The sequence below is a fragment of the Streptomyces sp. NPDC088915 genome (assembly GCF_044749825.1).
Taxonomy (GTDB): Bacteria; Actinomycetota; Actinomycetes; order Streptomycetales; family Streptomycetaceae; genus Streptomyces.
In genome coordinates, this window is the sequence record NZ_JBIVIR010000013.1 from 32,553 (window position 1) to 55,072 (window position 22,520).

3 protein-coding genes (2 of these 3 cut by a window edge) are annotated in these 22,520 nt (G+C 75.8%); all 3 read right to left on the reverse strand.

Annotated elements, in window-relative coordinates:
- Tightly spaced (each overlapping or abutting the next), the 3 genes in view from ACIP5O_RS23265 to ACIP5O_RS23275 form a layout consistent with a single transcriptional unit that may run on beyond the window.
- Positions 1-10,203, reverse strand: partial view of an SDR family NAD(P)-dependent oxidoreductase gene (locus tag ACIP5O_RS23265; RefSeq protein ID WP_401296303.1) — the 5' portion only. The gene continues 9,318 nt to the left of window position 1, outside the view; the window shows 10,203 of its 19,521 coding nt (coding positions 1-10,203); the start codon lies at positions 10,201-10,203; its stop codon lies off the left edge, out of view.
- On the reverse strand, positions 10,203-14,924 hold the full coding sequence (locus ACIP5O_RS23270; protein WP_401296305.1) for an amino acid adenylation domain-containing protein: 4,722 nt from the start codon (positions 14,922-14,924) through the stop codon (positions 10,203-10,205). The genes ACIP5O_RS23265 and ACIP5O_RS23270 overlap by 1 nt, the downstream gene beginning before the upstream one ends.
- A protein-coding gene (locus ACIP5O_RS23275) for an SDR family NAD(P)-dependent oxidoreductase (RefSeq protein WP_401296307.1) crosses the window boundary here: on the reverse strand, positions 14,921-22,520 show its 3' portion. It continues 5,621 nt past the right edge of the window; the window shows 7,600 of its 13,221 coding nt (coding positions 5,622-13,221); the start codon falls outside the window, past its right edge — the gene reads right to left on this strand; it ends in the stop codon at positions 14,921-14,923. The genes ACIP5O_RS23270 and ACIP5O_RS23275 overlap by 4 nt, the downstream gene beginning before the upstream one ends.

Genomic DNA, 22,520 nt, shown 5'->3' on the forward strand with positions numbered 1-22,520 from the left:
CGCGTCGAGTGCCTCGGCGAGCTCCCCCGCCGACCGTGCGACGACGGCGAACCGGTGGGCCATGGCCTCGCGGCCGGTCTGCAGGGTGCGGGCGAGCCGGACGAGGTCGACGCCGGCGCCGCCCGCGGCGCGGCCCGCGAGTTCGCGCAGGGTCGTGCCGCCGTGCACGGAGCCCGCCCCGACCGAATCGCCGAGGCCGATCACGCGCACCATCGTGGCCGGGTCCAGGCCCAGTTCGTCGAGGGGTTCGTCGATCGCCGTGAGGGGGACGCCGGCCGCGGCCGCGATGTCCCGGGGGTCGGCGCCGGTGCCCGTCGAACCCAGCCAGGTCCGCATGCCCGCGACGACGCGGTGCAGTCCCTCCGCGTCCCGCGCGGAGAACGGGAAGACGTCCGGTCCCGTCGCGGCGTCGGGCCGCACAGCCGGTGTCCCGTGCTCCTCGACCACGAGGTGGGCGTTGGAGCCGCCCGCGCCGAAGGCGCTGATGCCCGCGCGCAGGGGCCCGGTGCCCTTCCAGGGGGCGAGTTCGCGCTGTACCCGGAAGGGCACGGCGTTCCAGTCGACGGCCGGGTTGAGGGCGTCCGCGTGCAGGGAGGGCGCCAGTTCACGGGCCTTCATCTGGAGCAGGACCTTCGTGAGGGCCGCGATGCCCGCGGCCGACTCCAGGTGGCCGACGGAGGACTTGACCGAGCCGAGCGCGACCGAGCCGGCCGGCAGGTCGCCGAAGGCCCGTACGAGTCCGGCGACTTCGGCCGGATCGCCCAGCTGGGTCCCGGTGCCGTGCGCCTCGACGTACGAGATGCCGTCGGCCGGCACTCCGGCCGCGTGCAGGGCCCGGGTGATGACCTCGCCCTGGGCGCCGGGGCTGGGCACGGCGAACCCGCCCGTCTTCCCGCCGTGGTTGACGGAGCTGCCGAGGATCACGCCGAGGATGCGGTCCCCGTCGCGCTCGGCCGCCGCCAGCGGCTTCAGCAGGACGGCGCCGACGCCCTCGCCGGGCACCATGCCGTCGCCGTCCGCCGCGAAGCTGCGGCACCGCCCGCTCTCGCCGGTGAACCCGCCGGCCGCCAGCTGGCGGTACTTGCGCGGGTGCGGGGCGAGGTTGACGCCGCCGGCGAGCGCGTAGTCCGCCCGGCCGGCCGCCAGGGCCTCGCAGGCGAGGTGGACGGCGGTCAGGGAGGAGGAGCACATGGTGTCGACGGCCAGGCTCGGCCCGTGGAAGTCGAAGAAGTACGAGACCCGGTTGGCGATGGACGCGTAGCCCATGCCGCCGGCGAGGCCCCGTTCGTCCTCGAAGAGCTGGTAGTGGCCGTACATCACGCCGACGTACACGCCCACGCGGCTGTCCCGGAGGCGGGCCCGGGTGTAGCCGGCGTCCTCCAGGGCGTGCCAGGAGGTCTGGAGGAAGAGGCGTTCCTGGGGGTCGGTCAGTTCGGCTTCCCGCAGGGACATCTGGAAGAAGCGCGGGTCGAACTCGTCGATCCCGTCCAGGAATCCGCCCCAGCGGCTCACCGGCCGGCCGTCCGCGTCGGCGGGAGCCCGGTGGTCCCAGCGGTCGGCGGGCACCGGGCCCACGCAGTCACGGCCGGACCGCAGGTTCTCCCAGAAGGCGTCGAGGTCCTCGGCCCGGGGGTAGCGGCCCGCGACGCCGACGATCGCGACGCGGTGGTCGGCCGCCGGTGCGGACCGCTCCGGGAGCGCGGCCGGACGTACGCCGGCGGCGGGCTCGTGGACGGCCGGGACGGTGTCCCGTGCGGGGGCGGGGGCGGCCGCCGGGGCGGGCGCCGCGGCGGGCTCGGGAAGGAGCGCGCGCACCCGCTCGGCGTGCCGCTCGGCCAGGTGGTCGGCGACCTCGCGGATGGTCGGGTACTCGAACAGCAGGGACACGGGCAGCTCGCCCATGCCCTCGGCGAGAACGTCCACGATGAGGGGCACCGTCAGTGAGTCGACGCCGAAGTTCTCGTACGTCTCGTCCAGCCAGAGCCGTTCCCGCGGCACCTGGAGGATCTGCGCGAAGGCGTCCTTCACGTACTCCTGCGCGGCCTCCAGCAGGGCGTCGTCCTCCGTGCCGGACGACCCGGCCGGGGGGAGCTCGGGCTCGGCGGCGCGCGTCGGCGCGGCCACCGCCGTGGCGGCGGCGGGAGCCGTGCCGTCCGGTGCCGTCTCCGCGACGACCACGTGCTGGCTCAGCCCCTCGTCGGCCGGCACGGCCCGGCTGCGGGTGAAGCCGGCGAGGGCGAGGGCCCTGCGCCATCCGGGCGCGGAGAGCAGCGGGGATCCGGGCAGGCGCAGTTCGGCGTCCTCGTGCAGCCACCAGCCGTCGAGCAGGCCGAAGGTGAGGGTGGCGGTGAGGACGTTGCTGCTGGCCTCGTTGAGGACCAGGCGTCCGCCGGGCTTGAGCAGCCGGGTGACGGCGCGCAGGGTGGCGAGCAGGTCGGAGGTCGCGTGCAGCACGTTGGCCGCGACGACCAGGTCGGCGCCGGCCGGGGCGAAGCCCTGGGTCTCGGGGTCCGCGGAGATGTCGAGCCGCTGGAAGCGGACGTACGGGTGCTCCGCGGCGAACCGCTGCTCCCCGTGCCGCAGGAAGGCGCGGGAGATGTCCGTGTAGACGTACGTCACCTCCGTGCCCGAGGCGGCGAGGGCGGGCAGGACGCTCGCGGTGGTGCCGCCGGTGCCCGCGCCGATCTCGATGACGGTGAGCGGACCCTCGTGGCGGGACAGCAGGTCCTGGACGGCGCCGACGACGAGTTCGTTGGCGCGGTCGACGACCGGGCTGCCCCGGTAGGCGCCCTCGACGAGGGCGCTGGAGCCGCCCGGGAACATCACGTCGGTGGCGCGGACGGTGCCGCGCAGCACGCCGAAGAGGTTCCGCATGCAGGGGCGCAGCAGCCGGTCGAAGCGGTTGAGCGCGGGCTTGCGCTCGCACAGCTCGACCAGGTCTCCCTCGGGGTCCTCGGCGGCCCGGCGTCCGGCGGGGACGAGGGCTCCGTCCCGGTCGTCGAGGAAGCCGCCCTCGGTCAGCTGGCGCAGGAGCTCGGCGAAGAGCCTGCGCTGCGCGGGGACGACGGCCAGCCGCTCCGCGAGGGCGGCGGGCCGCCAGCTCTCGGCGTCGTCGAGGAACACCCCTTCGCGACGGAAGAGCGACCACAGCCAGTCGCACATGACCTCGGTCAGGCGGGCGTCGTCGGCCTCGGTGAGCAGTCGGGCGACCGGGGGGAGCTGGGCCAGCGACGGCACCAGGGACACGTCGTCGGAGGGCGCCCCCGGGTCGGACGGCGTCGTCCCCGCGCGGGCCGGTTGCCCGGCGGCCCGGCGCGGCTCGGCGCCGACCGCGGCGAGTGCCGCCGGGTCGGCCTTGACCACGACGACCTGGCGGTCCTCGCGCCCGAGCACGGCGTGCACGGCGGCCATCCCCTCCTCCGGGGTGATCGAGTGGATGCCGGTGGCGGCGAGCCGCTCGCGGTAGCGCTCGTCGGCGACGATGCCGACGGTCCCCCAGTAGCCCCAGTTGATGACGGCCACCCGGGCTTCCAGCATCCGGTCGAGGTGGTGGGCGAAGGAGTCCTCGAAGGTGGATCCCGCCGCGTAGTTGCCCTGGCCGGCGCTGCCGGAGAGGGCGACCGCCGAGGAGAAGAAAAGGACGAAGTCCAGGCCGCCCACGTCGCGCAGGGCGGCGTGCAGGGCGACCGAGGTGTGGGCCTTGGCGTCGAGGACGGAGCGGAAGGTCTCCTCCGTCATCGTGGCGACGGTCTGGTCGCGCAGGACGATCGTGGCGTGGAAGACACCGTGCAGGGCGCCGTGGGTGCTCCGGGTCCACGCAACGGCCTCCCGCAGCGCGGCGGGGTCGGTCGCGTCGGCCCTGCGGTAGGAGACGAGGGTGCCGTCCGGGTCGATGGTGCGCAGCCGTGCGCGGCGCTCGGCGCCGAGTTCGCCGCGGCCGAGGAGGACCACCTTCGCCCGGTAGCCGCGCACCAGCCATTCGGTGAGTTCCAGGCCGATGCCACCGGCCCCGCCGAGGATCAGGTAGGTGCCGTCCCGGCGGATCCGCTCCTGCGGGGGCGTGACGGCGACCGGGACGAGCCGGCGGTGGTGGAGCACGCCGCCGCGCAGCGCGTAGGGGCCGCCGGCGGGGGCGTCGAGCACGTCCGCGGAGGGCGCGTCGGCGGAGGAGCGGTCGACGACGGCGACCCGCCAGCGGGGGTGTTCCTGGGCCAGTGACAGGGCGAGGCCGTGCAGGCCGGCCGCGTACGGGTTGGTGACGGGTTCGCCCGCGATGGTGAGGGCGTCCTCGGTGACCACGGTGAGGCGGACGGCCGAGCGGGTGCGCTGGAGGACCTTGGCGAGCCGGAACAGGGCGAGGACGCCGCGTTCCTGGGCCGCTTCGAGCGCGGCGGTGTCGTCGGTCGCGCCCCCGGCGCGGGGGGCGAGGAGGATCACGTGGTCGGGCCGGCCGGTCGCGGTGGCGACGCGGTCGTGGTCCAGTTCGACGACGGCGCCGCCGAGGCGGGCGCGCAGGGCGGCCACCGACGGTGCCGCGTCTCCTCCGTGCACGAGCCAGGTGGTGGCCCCGCCGGGGAGCGGTTCCGGGGCCGGGCCGGACAGCTCGGTCCAACGCGGTACGAACATCAGGTCGTCCGCGGCCGCCGCCGCCGCGGCGGGGACGGCCGCCGCGGCGGGGGAGCCGGCCGGCCGGGCCCGGGCGACGCCGGGTGCGGGCCTCAGCGACAGGTCGCGCAGTCGCACGCGGATGTTCCCCTCGGAGTCGGTCAGGGCGAGGTCGTAGCGGTCGGTGCCGACGGTGCGGACGTGGGCGTACCCGAGGTCCGTCACCGGGGCGTGGACCTCCGCCGCGGTGAGGGCGTACGGCACCATCGCGGGGCCGTCGTCGCGGTCCCGCAGGACGGCGAAGGCGTGCAGGGCGCCGTCGACCACCGAGGGGTGGAGGGCAGAGCCGGCGAAGCGGGCGGCTCCGGCGGGGATCCGCAGGCGCACGAGCGCCTCGCCGTCGCCCGCGGCGATCCATTCGACGGCCCGCAGGGCGGGCCCGTAGAAGAGTCCCGCCGCCGTGAGGTCGGCGTAGAGCGCGTCGCCCTCGTGGTGGCTGTCGAGGCGGGCCCGTACGGCGTCGATGTCCAGGCTCTCCCCGATGGAGGCGGGCAGGGGCTCCACCCGGCCCTCGGCGAGGAGTTCGCCGGTGTCGTCGCGCAGGTCGAAGCGCGTGCCGGTCCCGCCGCGGCGCAGCCGTGTCCTGGCCGTGCGCTCGGCGCCGGCCACGACGAAGGGCCGCAGCCAGCGGACGTTCGACAGCCGCAGCCGCTCCCCCGCCCCGGCCGCCGCGGCGGCGGCGCGTGCCATCTCCAGGACGGCGGCGGCGGGCAGCAGGCGGGTCTCGCCGAGGCGGTGGCCTCCGATGTACGGGTGTTCGGGGTCGAAGGCGGTCCGGTAGGTCAGGCCGTCCAGGCTCTCGGCCGGGTCGATCGCGTCGAGCAGCGGGTGCACCGGCCCGGCCGCGGCCGGCTCGCCGGCCGGCGCGGCCGGTACGGGCGGCGACCAGATGGTGTCGGTGAGCCAGCAGCGGAGTTCCTCGAAGGGGTAGCCCGGCAGCGGCACGCGGCTGCCGTTCCCCGTCGGCCACGTGACCGGGGCTCCGGCGGCCCAGGCGGCGCCGATCGACGCCGGGTCGCTGCTCGTGGGGGCGGCGGCGCGGGAGGCGGCGCGCCCTCGGGCGCTGCCGGTCCAGACTCCCGTCGGGTCCTCCCCGCGCAGCCGGGCCACCAGCTCGGTGAGGCCGGAGGCCAGGACGACCATGCGGTCCGCCCATTCCTCGCGGCCCTGCTGGAGGGTGAACGCCACGTCCGCGAGGCGGGGTGACGATCCGTCCGCCAGGCCGCGCTCCAGGGCGTCCGCCAGTTCGGCCGCGAGCACGGGGAGCCGTTCGGGCACCCGGGTGGAGAGCGGGAACAGGTACGGGCCGGGCTCCTGCCCGGCGGCCGGCGGGGCGACGTACTCCTCCACGACGACGTGGGCGTTGGCCCCGCCCGCGCCGAAGGAGCTGAGGCCCGCGCGCCGGGGGGTCCCGTCGGGCCGGGGCCACGGGGCGAGGTCGCGCTGCACGTGCAGCGGGGTCGAGTCGAAGTCGATGTTCGGGTTGAGGGGGTCCGCGTGCAGCGAGGGCACGAGCCGGCCGTGCCGCATCTGGAGCAGCACCTTGCACAGCCCGGCCATGCCGGAGGCCGATTCGAGGTGGCCGACGTTGGACTTGACCGAGCCGATCGGAAGGCTGCGCGGGGGCAGTCCGGCCTCGGCCAGGGCGCGGGCGAGTCCGCGGATCTCGACGGGGTCGCCGAGGGCGGTGCCGGTGCCGTGCGCCTCCAGGTAGCCGAGGGTGGCGGGGTCCACGCCCGCCTCGCCGAGCGCCTGTGCGACGAGGTCGCCCTGGGCGACGGGGTTGGGCACGGTGAAGCCGTTGGTGCGGCCGCCGTGGTTGACGCTGGTCCCGAGGATGACGCCGTGGATGTGGTCGCCGTCCCGGACGGCGTCCGCGAGCGGCCGGAGCAGCACCGCGCCGACGCCCTCGCCGGGTACGTAGCCGTCGCCGTCCGCGCCGAAGCTGCGGCAGCGGCCGTCGCTGGAGGTGAAGCCGCCCTGGCCGAGGAAGCGGTACTTGTACGGGTGGACGTGCAGGTTGACCCCGCCCGCGACGGCCATGTCGGTGTCCCCGGCGCGCAGGTCGCGCACGGCCAGGTGGAGGGCCGTCAGCGAGGAGGAGCACATCGTGTCCACGCCCAGGCTGGGGCCGGTGAGGCCGAGGGTGTAGGAGACGCGGTTGGCGATGGAGGCGTGCGAGGAGGCGCCGATCCGGCCGTCCTCGGCCTCGTGCAGCTGGTAGAGCCCGTACATCGCGCCGACGTACACGCCGACGCGGTGGGTGCGCAGGTCCGCGCGGGTGCGTCCGGCGTTCTCCATGGCGTGCCAGGCGGTCTGGAGGAAGAGCCGTTCCTGGGGGTCGACGATCTCCGCCTCGCGGGGCGAGACGCCGAAGAAGAGCGGGTCGAACATGTCGACGCCGCGCAGGAAGCTGCCCCAGCGGCTGTAGCGGGCCGCCCGGTCGGCGGGGGTGGCCCGGTCGTAGTCGCGCCAGTCCCAACGGTCCGCCGGGATCTCGGTGATCAGGTCCCGGCCCGCCTGGAGGTGGTCCCAGAACTGGTCGAGGGTGTCCGACTCGGCGAAGCGGGCGGCGACGCCGACGATGGCGACGGGCATGGGACCCGAGGGGGCGGGGGCCGCGGCGGGGGCCGGGAGCACGGCCGGAATGGCGGCCACCGGCTCTGCGGGCCCTGTCGCCCGGGGTGCCGGCTCGGACTCGGCCACCGGCTCGGGCGCGGGCGCCAGTTCGGGCGCGGGCGCCAGTTCGGCGAGGCGGGAGCCGTGGTGCTCGGTGAACCAGCCGGCGAGGGAGCGCAGGTCCTGGTACTCGAAGAACAGGGTCTTCGGCAGGGATCCGAAGTGGTCCTCCAGGCGGCGGGTCAGGTCCATGATCAGCAGCGAGTCGATGCCGAACCGCTCGAACGGCGCGTCGGCCTCCATCTCCTCGGCCGGGAACTCGAAGACCTCGGCGAGCACCCCGCGCAGGAACTCCTCGGCCGCGTCCGGGGCCGGGGCCGCCGGCTCCGCGGCAGGGATCGGCGCGGCGGACGGAACGGGCCCCGGGGCGGAGGCGGGGAGGGCCGCCGGGGCCGGGGCCGCCGAGGGCGCCGGCGCGTCCAGTACCTCGCGCAGGCGCGCCAGGTTGCCGTGCGCGACCAGGACGTGGTCGCCGTCGTGGCCCAGGGCCCGGTCGAAGGCCTCCAGTCCGGCGTCGGTGGGCATGGCCACCAGCCCGACCCGGCGGGCCGTCCGGGCCGCCGCGGCCTCGTCGGTGTCGACGCGTATGCCCCCGTCGGCCCACAGCGACCACAGCACGGAGAGGCTGCGGCCCGGTCGTCCGCTGCCCCGGCGCCAGGCCGTGAAGGCGTCCAGGAAGCGGTTCGCGTAGGCGTAATCGGTCTGGCCGGGACTGCCCGCGGCCCCCGACATGGAGGAGAAGGCGATGAAGAAGTCCAGCGGGTCCCCGGCCGTGGCCCGGTCGAGCTCCACGGTGCCGCGGACCTTGGGGCCGAGCACGGCCGCGCTCTGCTGGTCGGTCTTGCCGATCAGCAGGGCGTCCCGGGTGGTTCCGGCGAGGTGCAGGACCCCGTGGAGCGGCCCGAAGGAGCCGTGGATCCGCTCGACCAGGTCCCCGGCGGCGCCGGGAGCCCCCAGGTCGGCGGGCATGTAGTGGACGTCGAGACCGGCGGAGCGCAGCTCCGTGAGGTCGGCCTGCGCCGAACGGCCCGTCAGGACGTAACGGGCGTCGCCTCCCAGGTGGGCGACGAGCCGGCGGCCGAGGGCGCCCGCGCCGCCGGTGACGAGCACGGTGCCGCGCGGGGCGAGCGGTGCCGGGTCGGGGGTGACGGGCTCCCAGCACGGCACCTGCCGGCCGGCGGCGGTGTACCGGACCCGGAAGGCGTGGGCGGCGCGCGCCTCGGACCCGACGGTGGCGGCGAGGCCCGCCGTGCCCGCGTCGACCGCGGAGACGAGGAACTGCGGGTCCTCGTTGGCGAGGGCCCGGGCGAAGCCGTCGAGGGCCTCGGCCCGCGCGTCCTCGACCCCGCCGGACGTGCGGAAGACGTGCAGGACGCGCACCGGGTGGCGGGTCGGCTGGGCCGCCCAGGACCGGTACAGCCCGGTGAGGGCGGGCAGCGGGTCGCCGTCCGCGGTGTGGACGAGGAGGAGTTCCTCGTCGCGGGGGAAGACGGCGTCCCGGGTGGTGCGTTCGGCTCCGGTGAAGCCCTCCTCGCCGAGCAGGAGGGTGCGTACGGTCCGGCCGGCGGCGGGCGCGGGGGCGTCCCGCCAGCGCTGTACGAGCAGGTGGGCGCCGACGGTGCCGTCCAGGCGGGCCGCGCCGTCGACGGGCCGGGTGACGACGGCGCGCAGCCGCACACGGACCCGGCCCTCGTCGTCGGCGAGGGCGATGTCGTGGCCGGCCGGGGTCCGCACGGCGTGCACGTGGCCCTGTTCGGGCAGGGGTCCGAAGATCTCGACCGCGTCCAGGGAGAAGGGCAGTTCCCGGGCGCGCGGGGCCGAGGGGTCCTCGTCGGTCCACAGGCAGGCCTGGAGCATCGCGTCGAGCAGGGAGGGGTGGAGGGCGAAGTCGGAGAAGGGGAAGTCCGCCGCCGCGGGCACGGCGACGTGCGCGAGGACCTCGCCGGGCGCGGACCGCAGCGAGCGCAGCCCCCGGAGGCTGGGCCCGTAGCCGCCGCCGAGCGCGGTGAAGACCTCGTAGCACTCCTCGGCCGTGGCCGTACGGGGCAGCCGGGCGCGGATCGCGTCCAGGTCGAGACGCGGTGCCTCGGGACGGGCGCCGAAGCGGAGGGTTCCGGCGGAGCAGAGCGCGCCTTCGGCGCTGCCGTCGGTGAGCCGGACCTCGTAGGAGACCCCGTCGGCGACGGGCGCGAGGTGCAGGCGCACGCGGGCGGGCTCGTCCTCGACGAGCACGGGGCGGGCCCACAGCACGTTGACGATGCCGGTGGCGCGGCCGTGGCCCGCCTGGTCGGCCGCGGCCACCGCGAACTCCAGGGCCGCCACGGCGGGCAGGATCCGGATCCGGCCCAGCGCGTGGTCGCGCAGGTAGAACTCCTCGCCGGTCAGCAGCCGCTCGCCGGGGCCGTCGGCCAGGCCGGCCGGCGGCTTGATCCAGTAGCGGCGGGTCGGCCGGGGCGGCAGGGGCAGGGAGAGCCGGGCCGGCCGGTCGCCGGCGGGCCCGGGCAGGACGACGTCCCGGCCGGTCACCCACAGGCGGGCGGCCTCGGCCGGATCGTCGGTGGCCACGGGCCCGGCGCCGCCGGAGGCCGCGGCGGCGTCGGCCGTCGCGGTGCCGGTCACGACGCCTTCGCCGTCGCGCAGGCGCGCGGCCAGTTCGGCGACGCTCCCGACGACCAGGGCGACGCGCTCGCGCAGGGGCTCCCGGCCGACGCGCAGGGTGTGCGCGACGGCGTCCAGGGAGGCGGAGGGGTGCTCGTCCAGCCAGGTGCACAGCTCGGCCCGGTAGCGGTCGAGCTGTTCGGGGCCGTCGGCGGACAGGAGGACCAGTCGGGCGGTCCTGTCCTCGGTGGTGCCGCTCATCAACGCTGTCCCGCCTCTTCGACTACCACGTGCACGTTGCTGCCTCCCATGCCGAACGAGCTGACGCCGACCCGGGCCGGCGTCCCCTCGCGTGTTTCCCATGTCTGTGCCGCGGCCTGGATCCGGAACGGACTGCCGTCCAGGTCGAGCATCGGATTCGGCGTCCGCAGGTCCACCAGGCCGGGGAGCGTGCGGTGACGCATCGCCAGCAGGACCTTCACGACGCCCGCGACGCCCGCCGCGGCCTCCAGGTGGCCGATGTTCGTCTTGACCGACCCGAGGCCGGTGCGTCCCGCGACCACCGGGATCCCCCAGTCGGCGTACAGGCGGCCGAACGCCTCCTTGAGGGCGTCGATCTCGATCGGGTCGCCGAGCGGGGTCCCCGTGCCGTGCGCCTCGATGTAGTCGATCGTGTCGGGCGCGACCCCGGCCGACCGGTGTGCGGCGAGCACGACGTCGCGCTGGGCCTGCGGGTTGGGGACCGTGAGCGAGTGGGTGTGCCCGCCGTGGTTCTCCGCCGAGCCGATCAGCACGCCGTGCACCGGGTCTCCGTCGGCCAGGGCCCGGTCGAGCAGTTTGAGGGCGAGGAGCACCACGCCCTCGCCCCTGCCGTAGCCGTCGGCGCGCTCGTCGAAGGTCTTGCAGCGGCCGTCGGGGCTGAGCATCCCGGCGCGCCGCAGGCCGGTGAACCCGTGCGGGGACAGCAGGAGGTTGGCCCCGCCGGCCAGGGCCATGTCGCAGTCCCCCTGCTGGAGGGCACGGGTCGCGCGGTGCACGGCGACGAGCGAGCTGGAGCAGGCCGTGTCGAAGACGGCGCTGGGGCCGTGCAGGTCGAACACGTAGGAGATGCGGTTGGCCGCGATCGAGGGGACGTTGCCGATCAGGAAGTGGTCGCCCATGTCCGGCGAGCCCGGTCCGAGCAGGCTCAGGTAGTCCGTGCCGCTGAGTCCGACGAACACCCCCGTGCGGCTTCCGGCGAGCGCGCCCGGGACCTGGCCGGAGTCGAGCACGGCCTCGTGCGCGGCGTGCAGCAGCAGGCGCTGCTGGGGGTCCATCTGCGCCGCTTCCCGGGGTGAGATGCGGAAGAGCGGCGCGTCGAAGGCGTCGACGTCCTCGACGAAGGAGCCGCGCAGACCCTGCGGGAACACCCTTGCGGAGAAGCCGCGTTCCATGGGGTACGGCCGGGTGAGGTCGCGTCCGGCGGCGAGGTGCTGCCAGAACTCCTCCAGGCCGGAGGAGGAGGGCAGCCGTCCGCCGATGCCCACGATCGCCACCGGGGCGAATCCGCGCGGCGCGGCGGGTGCCCCGGCCACCGGCCCGGAGACGGTCCGGGTCACGGGCCGGCGGTCCGTGGCGTCGAACGCGCCGGGGTGGGCCGCGCTCAGGTGGGCGGCCAGCGAGGTGAGGTCCGGGCGGGCGTAGAAGACGGTCGGGCGCACCGTGACGCCGAACCGCTCGCGCAGCGCCACCGCGAGGCGGGTGAAGCCGATCGAGTCGAAGCCCACCTCGCCGAGCGGCCGGTCGAGGGGAATCTCCTCCACGGGCCGTCCGGCGACGGCCGCCGCGCTCAGGCGCAGCCGCTCCGCCAGGTCCGCGTCGCCGGCCGGCCGGGGCCGGGGGCCGGCTTCCCCGTGCGGTGCGGCGGGGCGGTCCTCGTGTCCGAAGCGGCGTACGAGTTCCTCGACGGGCAGGCGCGTCAGCGGACCGGTGTCCACTTTGGCGTTGGGGGTCAGGGGGAAGCGCGCCAGCGCGACCGTACGGGAGGGGACCATGTACGCGGGCAGCCAGGCCCTGATCCGCCCGACCGCGGCCTCCGCGGCCTCCGGGGCGGCCTGGACGAAGGCCACCAGACGCGGCTGCCCGGGCAGGTCCTCGCGAACGGCCACCCGGACGTCGCCGATGCCGTCGTCGGATCCCGCCGCTCCGGCGCGCCGGACGGCGGCCTCGATCTCGCCGAGTTCGACGCGGTGGCCGCGCAGCTTGACCTGCCGGTCGGCGCGTCCGAGCAGCACCATGTCCCCGTCGGCCGACCAGCGGGCGAGATCGCCCGTGCGGTAGAGCCGTTCCCCGGTCGCCGGGTCGTGCACGAAGCGCTCGGCGGTCAGCTCCGGCTTGCCGCGGTAGCCGCGGGCCACGCCGTCGCCGCCGATGAGCAGTTCGCCGACCGCGCCGTAGGGCACGGGGGCGACGCCGTCGGGGCCTGCGGTGCGGAAGGTGGTGTTGGCGAGGGGCGTGCCCACGGTGACGGGGCCGCCCCGCCGGATCCGCCGGGCGGAGGACCAGATGGTCGTCTCGGTCGGCCCGTACATGTTCCACAGCTCGTCGCACCGGTCCAGCAGCCGGTCCGCGAGTTCGGCGGTGAGGGCCTCGCCGCCGCACAGCAGCCTGCGCACGCGTCCGGTCCAGCCGGCGTGGAGCAGCATCTCCCAGGTGGCCGGTGTGGCCTGGACGACGGTCGCGCCGGCCTCGTCGATGAGGTCGGCCAGCGCGAACCCGTCCCGGACCACGTCCTCGGGCGCGATGTGGACGGTGGCGCCCCGGGTCAGCGGGAGCAGCAGTTCCAGACCCGAGATGTCGAATCCGGCGGTGGTCACCGCGAGCAGGGTGTCGTCCTCGGAGCAGCCGGGCCGCTCGGCGGTCGCGGTCAGCAGGTTGACGAGGTTGCCGTGGCAGACCTCGACGCCCTTGGGCTCCCCCGTGGATCCGGAGGTGTAGAGGACGTACGCGAGGTCGTCGTCGCGGCGGGCGACCGGGGCGACGGTCCGCGCCTCGGACTCCAGGCCGGTCAGGGGGACGCGCACACCGGGTGCGTCCGCGGGCAGCCGGTCGGCCAGGTGCGGATCGACGATCACGGCGGTGGGTGCCGCGTCGGCGGTGATGTGGGCGAGCCGGGCCGCCGGGAAGTCCGGGTCGAGGGGGACGTAGGCGGCTCCCGCGCCCTGGACGGCGAGGAGGGCCACGATCAGGGCGGCCCTGCGGGCGACGAGGACGCCCACGACGTCGCCCGGGCGTACGCCGTGCTCGGTGAGGACGCGGGTGAGGGCGTGCACCTGCCCTGCGAGTTCGCCGTAGGTCAGCGGGCCCGTCGTGTCGACGACGGCGGTGCGACCGGGGTCGCGCCGGGCGCGGGCGAGCACCAGGTCGGCGGCGGTGACGTCGCGCGGCCGTTCGGCGCGGGTGGCGTTGGCCCGCTCGACCGTGCGCCGTTCGGCGGGGGTGGCGGGGTCGAGGTCGCCGAGGCGTACGGAGGGATCGGCCGTCACCGTGTCCAGCAGCAGCCGGTAGTGCTCGGCCAGCCGCTCGACGGTGGGGCGGTCGAAGCGCTCCGGGTCGTACTTGAGGTAGAGGAGCACGCCGGTGTCGCGCACGACCACCTCGACGACGAGGTCGTTCTCGCCCTCCTGGGTCAGGTCGAGCGCGTCGCGGAAGACGGTCTGCCCCGCCGCCATGTCCTGGTCGCCGCCGACTCCCTGCTGCATGTAGAAGCCGATGTCGAAACCGGCCTCGGTGCCGGTCGTGCGGCGCAGGTCGTCGACGACGGAGGCGAAGGGGTACGCGCTGTGCTCCTCGGCCTCCGCCATCCGGGCGCCGACGGCCGCCGTGAGTTCGCCGAAGCTGTGCTCCGGGTCGCAGTCCACGCGCAGGACCACCGGGTTGATCAGGTAGCCGACCGTGCGGTCGAAGCGCTGCGCGGGACGGCCGTCGGTCGGCACCATCACGCTGAGGTCGCGGTGTCCCGAGTGGCGGTGCAGCAGCGCGAGGAAGGCCCCGAGCACCACGCTGAAGGGCGTCAGCCCGTCGGCACGGGCGGTGTCCTGGACGGCCGCCCAGGTGGCCCGGGGGAGCCGCAGCTGGACCATCTCGCCGCGGGTGCGCGAGGCGGATCCGGTGCGCCGGCGGTCGGCGAGCGCGTCCAGGACCGGCTCCGTGGAGGCACCGGTCAGCCGGTCGAGCCACCAGCGCCGATGCTCCTCCGTCTCCGGGGCGGCGAGCATGGTCCGCTGCCACTCCACGAACTCGGCGTAGGGGGCGGCGGGTTCGACCGGCGGCAGCTCGCGGCCCCGGGCGAGCGCGTCGTGGCAGGCGACGACGTCGCGCAGCAGGAGGTGGCTGGAGACCCCGTCGGTGATCAGGTGGTGGAACACCAGGAGCAGCAGGGTGGCGCCGCCGGGGGCGGTGACGAGCCACATCCGGTGGAGCGGGTCCTGCTCCAGGTCGAACGGGCGGCGCACGAGGTTGCGCACGCGGGCCGAGAACTCCCCGTCGGTCACGTGGCCGAGGTCCAGGCGGGTCACCTCCGGGGCACGGCCGGTGACCTCCTGGACGGGCCCCGACGCGTCCAGGCGTACGGAGATGTCCAGTTCCGGGTGCCTGCGGACCATCGCGGTCAGCGCGTCGACGAGCCGGTCCTCCTCCACGTCGTGCCCGAGCCACAGGCCCAGCGGCAGGTTGTAGGAGACGGTCTGGGGGTCGTCGGCGTGCAGGGCCCACAGCGCGGCCTGCCCGCGGCTGAGCGGGTACGGCCCGGTGGGCGCCGCCGGGGCGGTGGCGGCCGGCGCGGCCGGGGCGGGTGAGGCGGCCGGGGAGGACGAGGCGGCCGGGGAGGACGAGGCGGCCGGGGAGGACGCGTCGACCAGGCCCCGTACCAGCGGCTCGGCCACTTCGTCGGACAGCTTGCCGGCGGCGATCGCCGCCAGCAGTTCACGCAGGTCGGTGCTCATCGGCCCGTCCCTCCCTCGAGTACGGCCAGCGCGTCGTCCACGCGGACGGTCCCGTCCCGCAGACCGGCCAGCAGAGCGGCGACCCGGTCCACCGGCGCGGCGGCGGGGGCCGACTCCTGGTCCCGCTTCTGTGTCTGTGTCTGCGCCTGCTCCTGCTCCTGGGGTGCGGGCAGGGGCCCGTACGCCTCGAACACGGCTCGGGCCACCGCCCGTACCGTCTGGGCCACCCCGAACATCCGGGCCGGCACCTCCACCCGGTAGTCCGCGCCGAGGCGGCGGCTCAGCCGGCGCAGACCCAGCGAGTCCACTCCCGCGTCGGACAGCGCCCGGTCCAGGGGCAGGCGCTCGGGCCGCATGCCCAGGTGGGCCGCGAGGAGCCCGCGCACGTGCGTACGGACGGCGCCCTCGGCGTCGTCAGCGACCGGAGCCCCGGTCCCGGCCGGCTGCGCGGAGGCGGGCGCCTCCGCGGCGGCAGGAGTTCGCGCCGCGGACACCACGTCGGTCTCGGCCTGCGATCCGGCACGGGTCTGCGGCCGGGCCCCGGCCGGGGTGTCCGCGTCCGGCTCGGCCGCGGTGTCGGCGACCAGGCCCGACTCGGCCGCCTGGAAGGCGTCGAAGCGGGCTCCGGGCGTGAGCCAGTAGCTCTCCCGGGCGAAGGGGTAGGTCGGTGCGGGCACCCGCCGGGGCGCCGTTCCCGGCCACAGCTGCGCCCAGTCGATCGGGGCGCCCCCGACCCACAGCCGGGCGACCTTGTCCAGGCGGCCCGCGTCCACCACGGCCCGCAGGTACCGGCCGCCCTCGGGGCCGTCCAGCAGCAGGGCGGTGGTGGCGTCCCCGCCGTCCCCCGCGAAGACACCCGGGACCGGTCCGCCGGCCTGCCACGCCTCCAGCGCGGCCGCCAGCGCACGCGGCGAGTCGGCGACGACCGCGAGACGCTCGGAGAAGGCCTCCCGGCCGGTGCTCAGGGTGTGCGCCAGGGCGGCCGGGTCCACGTCCTCGTGGTCCACGGCCCAACGGGCCAGGCGCGCCGCGTAGTCGCGCAGCCGCTCCGGGGTCTTCGCCGACAGGACGAACAGCCGCTCCCCCGCCGTCGGGAGGGCCGGTGTCTCCCGGTACTCCTCCACCACCAGGTGCGCGTTGACCCCGCCGAGGCCGAAGGAGCTGACTCCCGCCCTCAGCGGCGCCTCGGCCCCGTCGGCCGTGCGGACCCGGTTCCAGGGCTCGTTCCCCGACGGCAGGCGCAGCGGACCGCCCTCGAGACGCAGGTGCGGGTTGAGCTCCTCCAGGTGGACGTTGCCGGGGATCGACCCGTGGCGCATCGCGAGCAGCGACTTGATCAGGCCCGTGACGCCGGCGGCCGCCTCCAGGTGGCCGGTGTTGGTCTTCACCGCCCCCAGCACCACGTGCGGCTGCCCGGGCGCCGCGCCGTGGTCGGCGTACAGCTCCGCGAAGGCCGACTTGAGGCCCTCGACCTCGACGGGGTCGCCGAGTTCGGTGCCGGTGCCGTGGGTCTCGACGTAGCCGACGGTCCGCGGGTCCACGCCGGCGCGCCGGTGGGCCTTGACGATGCAGGCGGCCTGCGCGTCCGGATTCGGTGCGGTCAGCGAGTTGGTGCGGCCGCCGTGGTTGACGGCGCTGCCCCGCAGGACGGCGTGGATGACGTCGCCGTCGGCGATCGCCGCGTCGAGGCGCTTGAGCACCACCACGCCGACGCCCTCGGCGCGGACGATGCCGTTGGCGCGCGCGTCGAAGGTGCGGCAGCGGCCGTCCGGGCTCAGCATGTCGGCCTGGCTCATGTCCACGAACAGCGTCGGGGAGGCGATGACGTTCACACCGCCCGCCAGCGCGACCTCGCAGTCGCCGCCGCGGATCGCCTCGGCCGCCCGGTGGACGGCGACGAGCGAGGAGGAGCAGGCGGTGTCGATGGTCTCGCTGGGGCCGTGCAGGTCCAGCAGGTACGAGACCCGGTTGGACATGATCGCGTGGGCCCTGCCCACCGTGCTGTAGCCGTCGAGCGGGACGCCGAGGGCGTGCTGGAGTTCGAAGTAGTCGTAGGTGCTGCTGCCGATGAAGACGCCCGCGTCGGTGCCGGCGAGCGCGGACGGCCGGATGCCGGCGTTCTCGATCGCGCTCCAGGCGGCCTCCAGCACGAGCCGGTGCTGCGGGTCCATCGCCACGGCCTCGTGGGGGGAGATGCCGAAGAACTGCGGGTCGAAAAGGTCGACCCGGCGCAGGAACCCTCCCCACTTCGCCGTCGTGCGGAACTCGCCGGGCGTCGGCTCCCCGTGCAGGCGGCGCCAGTCCCAGCGGTCGGCCGGGATCTCGTCGACGAGGTCGTCGCCCGCCGTCAGGTGCTTCCAGAACTCGTCCAGGTCGTCCGATCCGGGAAGCATTCCGGCCATGCCGACGACGGCGACGGCGACGGGCTCGCCGGGGACGGGCGCCGGGGCGGCGGTCCGAGCGGGTGCGGCCGTGGCGGCCTCGGCGGCCACGGCCTGCGCGCGGGCCGGTTCGGGTGCCGGAGCCGGTTCGGGTGCCGGAGTCCCTTCGGATGCCGGAGGCCCCTCGGGTGCCGGAGTCCCTTCGGATGCCGCGGCACCGGGCGGTGCGTCCGCGCTCCAGTGCGCCGCGAGAGCGGCTCCGTGGTGCTGGAGGACCTTGCCGATCAGGTCGTCGGCGGTGGCCACGCCGAAGAACGTGGCCGGGGTCAGGTCGAGGTCCCAGCGCGCGTTCATCCGGGAGCTCAGCCTCGTGTACGTGATCGAGTCGAAGCCGAACCGGCTGAGCGGGGCGTCCGGCGCGAGTTCCGCGGGCCGGACGCCGGCCACCTCGCGCAGGACGGCAAGGATCTCGTCGGCGGCGGCCGCGCGCCAGGACGACCCGGCCGCGGGCGCGCCCGCGGGCTGCTGCCGTACGTCCGCACCGGCCGCCCGGACACCGATCCGGCCGAGGAACTCGTCCGTGCCCGAGACCACTGCCACCTGAACCTCCTGTCGGCCGAGCACCCGGCTCAGCGCTTCGAATCCCGCCTCCGGCGAGAGGGGGTGGATCCCTGCCTCGGCCAGTCGGCCGATGTGCCGCTCGGTGAGGGCGGAGCCGGCCCAGGCCCCCCAGTTCACGACCCGGACGGGGTAGGGCAGCCGCGCGGAAAGCGCGCGGCCGATGGCGTCCTGGGCGGTGCACCCGGCCGCGTAGGCCGCCTGGCCGGGGTTGCCGAGGAAGGACTGCACCGAGGAGAACAGCGCCAGGAAGTCCAGCCGCCGGTCGCCCAGCGCCTCGGCGAGCGCCTCGGTGGTGCGGCTCTTGGCCGCCATGCCGCGCAGGAACCACTTCTCGTCCATGGCCGCCAGCGACCGGTCGCTCGGCACGGTCACCGCATGCAGGACCCCGTGGACGACGCCCACGCGGTCGAGCACGGCGCGCAGTCGGCCCGGTTCCGAGGCGTCCGCCCGGTGGACCTCCACCCGGGTGCCCGAGGGGTCGAAGGCCTTGATCCGGGCCGCCCGGTCCTCGTCCGGCGCGGAGCGCCCGACGAGGACGACCCGGGCGCGGTGACGCCGTACGAGCTGCTCGGCGATGTCCAGGCCGACGTCGCCGGTCCCGCCGACGATCACGTACGTACCGCCCTCCCGCAGGACGGGCGCGGCCCCGGCCGTCGCGTCGACGGGCCGGAGCACCTCCCGGTACCAGCGTCCGGCGTGCAGGGCGTAGTCGCCCGGGGCGGCGACGGAAACCGCCGTCGGGTCCTCGGGGCCCGTGTCGACGGTGGTCACCCGCCAGCGCTCGCACTCGCTCCGCACCGACCGGGCGAGGCCCAGTGCCGCGGCCGACGCGGGGTCGGTCGCGGCGCGGGTCACGACCGTCAGCGCGAGTTCGCCGCCCGCTCCGGGGCGCGCCTGGAGGTGGTGGACGATGCGGAAGAGGTCGAGGACCCCGCGCTCGCCCTCGACCACGGCGTGGACCGCGACGGGGGTCGGCAGGGACTCCAGCGGCGCCGCGCCGATCCGGTGGACCTCGGCCCCCGGGAACTCGGCGGGGCCGAGCACCCAGACCGGGCCGGTGACCGGTCCGCGCGGAGCCACGTCGGTGACGGGGTGCCGACGCGGGACGTAGGCACCGGCCCGGACCGGGGACGCGGGCGCCGGGGCGACGTTCGCCGGGACGGCAGCCGCCTCGGCACCGGGGGACACCGCGGAGGCGACCCAGCACCGCCGGCGTTCGAACGGGTAGGTGGGCAGCGGGATCGAGACCCCGCCCTCCGGCCAGTCGACCGTGTCTCCGGCCACCCAGCGGTCGGCGTCCGTCCCGCCCGCGGGCCGGGCCAGCGCGGGATGGTCGGCGCCGTCGGCGGCGGCCTTCAGGGCGGCGACGAGCGTGGACCGGTCGGCGGCGGTCACGGCGAGCCGCTCGCCCATGGCGTCGCGGCCGTGCTGGAGGGTGTGCGCCACGTCGGCCAGTTCCGATGTCCGGTCCTCCCGTTCGACGGCCGCGAGCAGCGCGGTCGCGTAACGGCGCAGCGCCTGCGGGGTGCGGGCGGACAGCGGGAAGACCCAGGGGCCGTGCGGCCGCCGCACCTCGGGCGCGGCTCCGGCCTCCTCCAGGACGACGTGGGCGTTGACTCCTCCGTAGCCGAAGGAACTGACGCCCGCGCGGCGCGGCCCGGCGGCCGGGAGCGGCCAGGTCCGCGCCGAACGGAGCAGCTGGAAGGGGCTCCCGTCGAGGCGCAGGTGCGGGTTCTGTTCCCGCAGACCGGCCAGCGGCGGCTGCACGCCGTGCTCCATCGCGAGGAGCACCTTGATCACTCCGGCGGCGCCGGCGGCGGATTCCAGGTGGCCGATGTTGGCCTTGACCGCTCCGATGGCGCAGTACGGCTCGGCCGGCGGGGGCGTGCCCCGGCGGCTCAGCAGTTCGTCGAAGGCCAGCCGCAGGCCGTTGATCTCCACCGGGTCGCCGAGCTCCGTGCCGGTGCCGTGCGTCTCCAGGTAGCCCAGGGTGGCCGGGTCGGTTCCGGCACGCTCGTGGGCCCGTACGATCATCGCCGCCTGGGCGGCCGGGTTGGGCGCGGTCAGGGACCGGGCCCGGCCCCCGTGGTTGACGGCGCTGCCGCGCAGCCAGGCCCTGACTTGACGGGCCCGTGCCTTCTCGGCGCGGGCCAGCACCACGAAGCCGTAGCCCTCGCCGCGTACGAAGCCGTCCGCGCGGGCGTCGAAGGTCCGGCAGCGTCCGGTCGGGCTCAGCATGCCCGTGCCGCTGAGGAGGACGTGGTTGTGCGGGGAGAGCACCAGGTTTATCCCACCGGCCACGGCGATGTCGCACTCGCCCGAGCGGATGGACTCGGCGGCCCGGTGGAGGGCGACCAGGGAGCTGGAGCAGCCGGTGTTGACCGGTTCGCTCGGGCCGTGCAGGTCGAGCTGGTAGGAGACCCGGTTGACCAGGATGGAGTGCGCGGTGGCGGTGGCGGCGTGCGCGTCGACCGGCAGGCCGGCGGCCTCGCGGATCTCGTCGTAGTCGCTCGATCCCGCCCCGACGAACAGTCCGACGTCTGCTCCCGCGAGGCTGCCCGGCGCCAGGCCGGCGTCCTCCAGCGCCGTCCAGACCCCTTCCAGCACCAGCCGCTGCTGGGGGTCCATGCCCTCGGCCTCGTGCGGGGAGATACCGAAGAAGAGGGGGTCGAAGCGGTCGACGTCGTGGATGAAGCCGCCGCGGCTCGCGTGTACGCCCTCCGGGAGCGCGTGGTGGTCCCAGCGGTCCTCGGGGACGTCGGTGACCAGGTCGTCCCCGGCCACCAGGTGGTGCCAGAACTCGCCGAGGTCGGCGCTGCCGGGCATCCGTCCGCTCATGCCGATGACGGCGATCGCCTCCGGGTCGGCGGGGCGCGCGGCGGAAGTCGTGGCGCGCCGGTCCTCCGGGGCGGGGGCGGTGGGCGGCGCGGGGGTGGGCAGCGCCTCGCGGTGGTCGCGTGCGAGGCGGTCGGCGAGGGCCCGCAGGGTGGGGGTCTCGTAGAAGAGCGCGGGCGTCACGTCCAGGCCGAGGGCCTCGTTGAGCCGGCTCGCGAGGAGGTTGTAACTGACCGAGTCGAAGCCGTAGTCCCCGATCGGGCGGTCGAGGTCGAGTTCGCCGACGGGGATGCCGGAGGCGTCCGAGGTCAGGTCCAGCAGCGTGTGGGTGAAGGCGGCCGGGGCGGCCCCGGTGGCCCGGGTCGTTCCCGTGACCTGTGCGGTCCCCGTCGTCCGCGCGTCGGCGGGCGTGGTGGCGCCGGCCGCCGCGCGGGCCACCAGGACGTGCTGGAAGTTGCGGGTGGTCCGAGCGGAGTCCGGTGAGGCCGTCACCGCCTCGTACCCGGCCGCGCCGAGCACCCCGGTCCAGCCGGGAACGTCCAGCAGCGGGGAGCCGGGCAGGCGCAGGCCGGTGTCGCCGTGGGCCCACCAGCCGTCGAACAGCCCGTAGGTGAGCGTGCCGGACAGGGTCACCGTCGTCAGCTCGTTGAGGAGCAGTTCGCCTCCGGTGCGCAGGACCCGTCGCAGGTGGCTCAGGGCGCGGCCGACGTCCGAGGTGGCGTGCAGGACGTTGGCGCCGACCACGAGGTCGAAGCCGCCCTCGTCGAAACCCTGGCCGACGGGGTCGGTGTCCAGGTCGAGGCGCTTGAACCGCAGGAAGGGGTACCGGGCGCCGAACTCCTGCCTGCCGTGGGCGAGGAAGGTCGCCGACAGGTCGGTGTACCAGTACTCCAGTCGGCCGCCGTACGGTGCGAGGGCGCGCAGGAGTCCGGCGGAAGTGCCACCGGTGCCCGATCCGACTTCCAGGATGCGGAGGGTGGCGTCGGCGGGCAGGGCGGCCAAACGTTTCTCCACGTACTCGACGAGGTGGCGGGTGAGCAGGTCGTTGTAGAGGTCGCTGATGGGGTTGCCGCGGTACACGCGCTCCATGAGCGAGGTACCGGACGAGGGGAACAGCAGGTCGGTGGCGAGGAGTTCGCCCCGGAGCAGCTCCGGGTAGCGCTCCAGGCACAGGGCCAGCAGCCGTACGAAGACGGCGGATTCGGGCTGCGCGTCGGCGAGGGCGGCGAGCTGCCCGAGGTGCCCGCCCGCACGGGCGCCGGCCAGAGCCTCCGGGACCGGGCGCAGGCGTCCGGCGGTGGCCGTGAGCAGGCCGTCGTCCACGAGCGCGTCGAGCAGGGTGCGCAGCAGGCGTTCGTACCGAGGGGTGACGCCCACCCGGCGCAGGACCTCGTCCGCGTCGGGGTCGGGTCCGTGCCAGGTTCCCAGGTCGTCGAGCAGGGCGAGCAGTGCCCCGCCCGCGAGGCGCGTCATCTGTCGGTCGAGCGCGTGGAAGTCCTCCACCACGCGCAGATCGGCGGCGTTCGGCCGCCCGCCGGTGGGCGTCACGTCGGTGCTCTCCGTTGTCCTGTTCGCCGCCATGCGCTCGCGCAGGGCCTCGGTGCCGGGCACGACGACGCTCTGGGGCGCCGGCCGCCGGAGCGTCTCGACGAGCGCGGCGAAGCCCGCCCGGGGTGTGATGGACCGGAAGCCGGCCGCGGTCAGGCGGTCCCGCTGGGCGTCGTCGGCCACTGCCCCGACGGTGCCCCAGAATCCCCAG

Coding starts and splice junctions, on each gene's coding strand:
- ACIP5O_RS23270 (WP_401296305.1), bottom strand. CDS start 14,924: ATGAGCACCGACCTGCGTGAACTGCTGGCGGCGATCGCCGCCGGCAAG.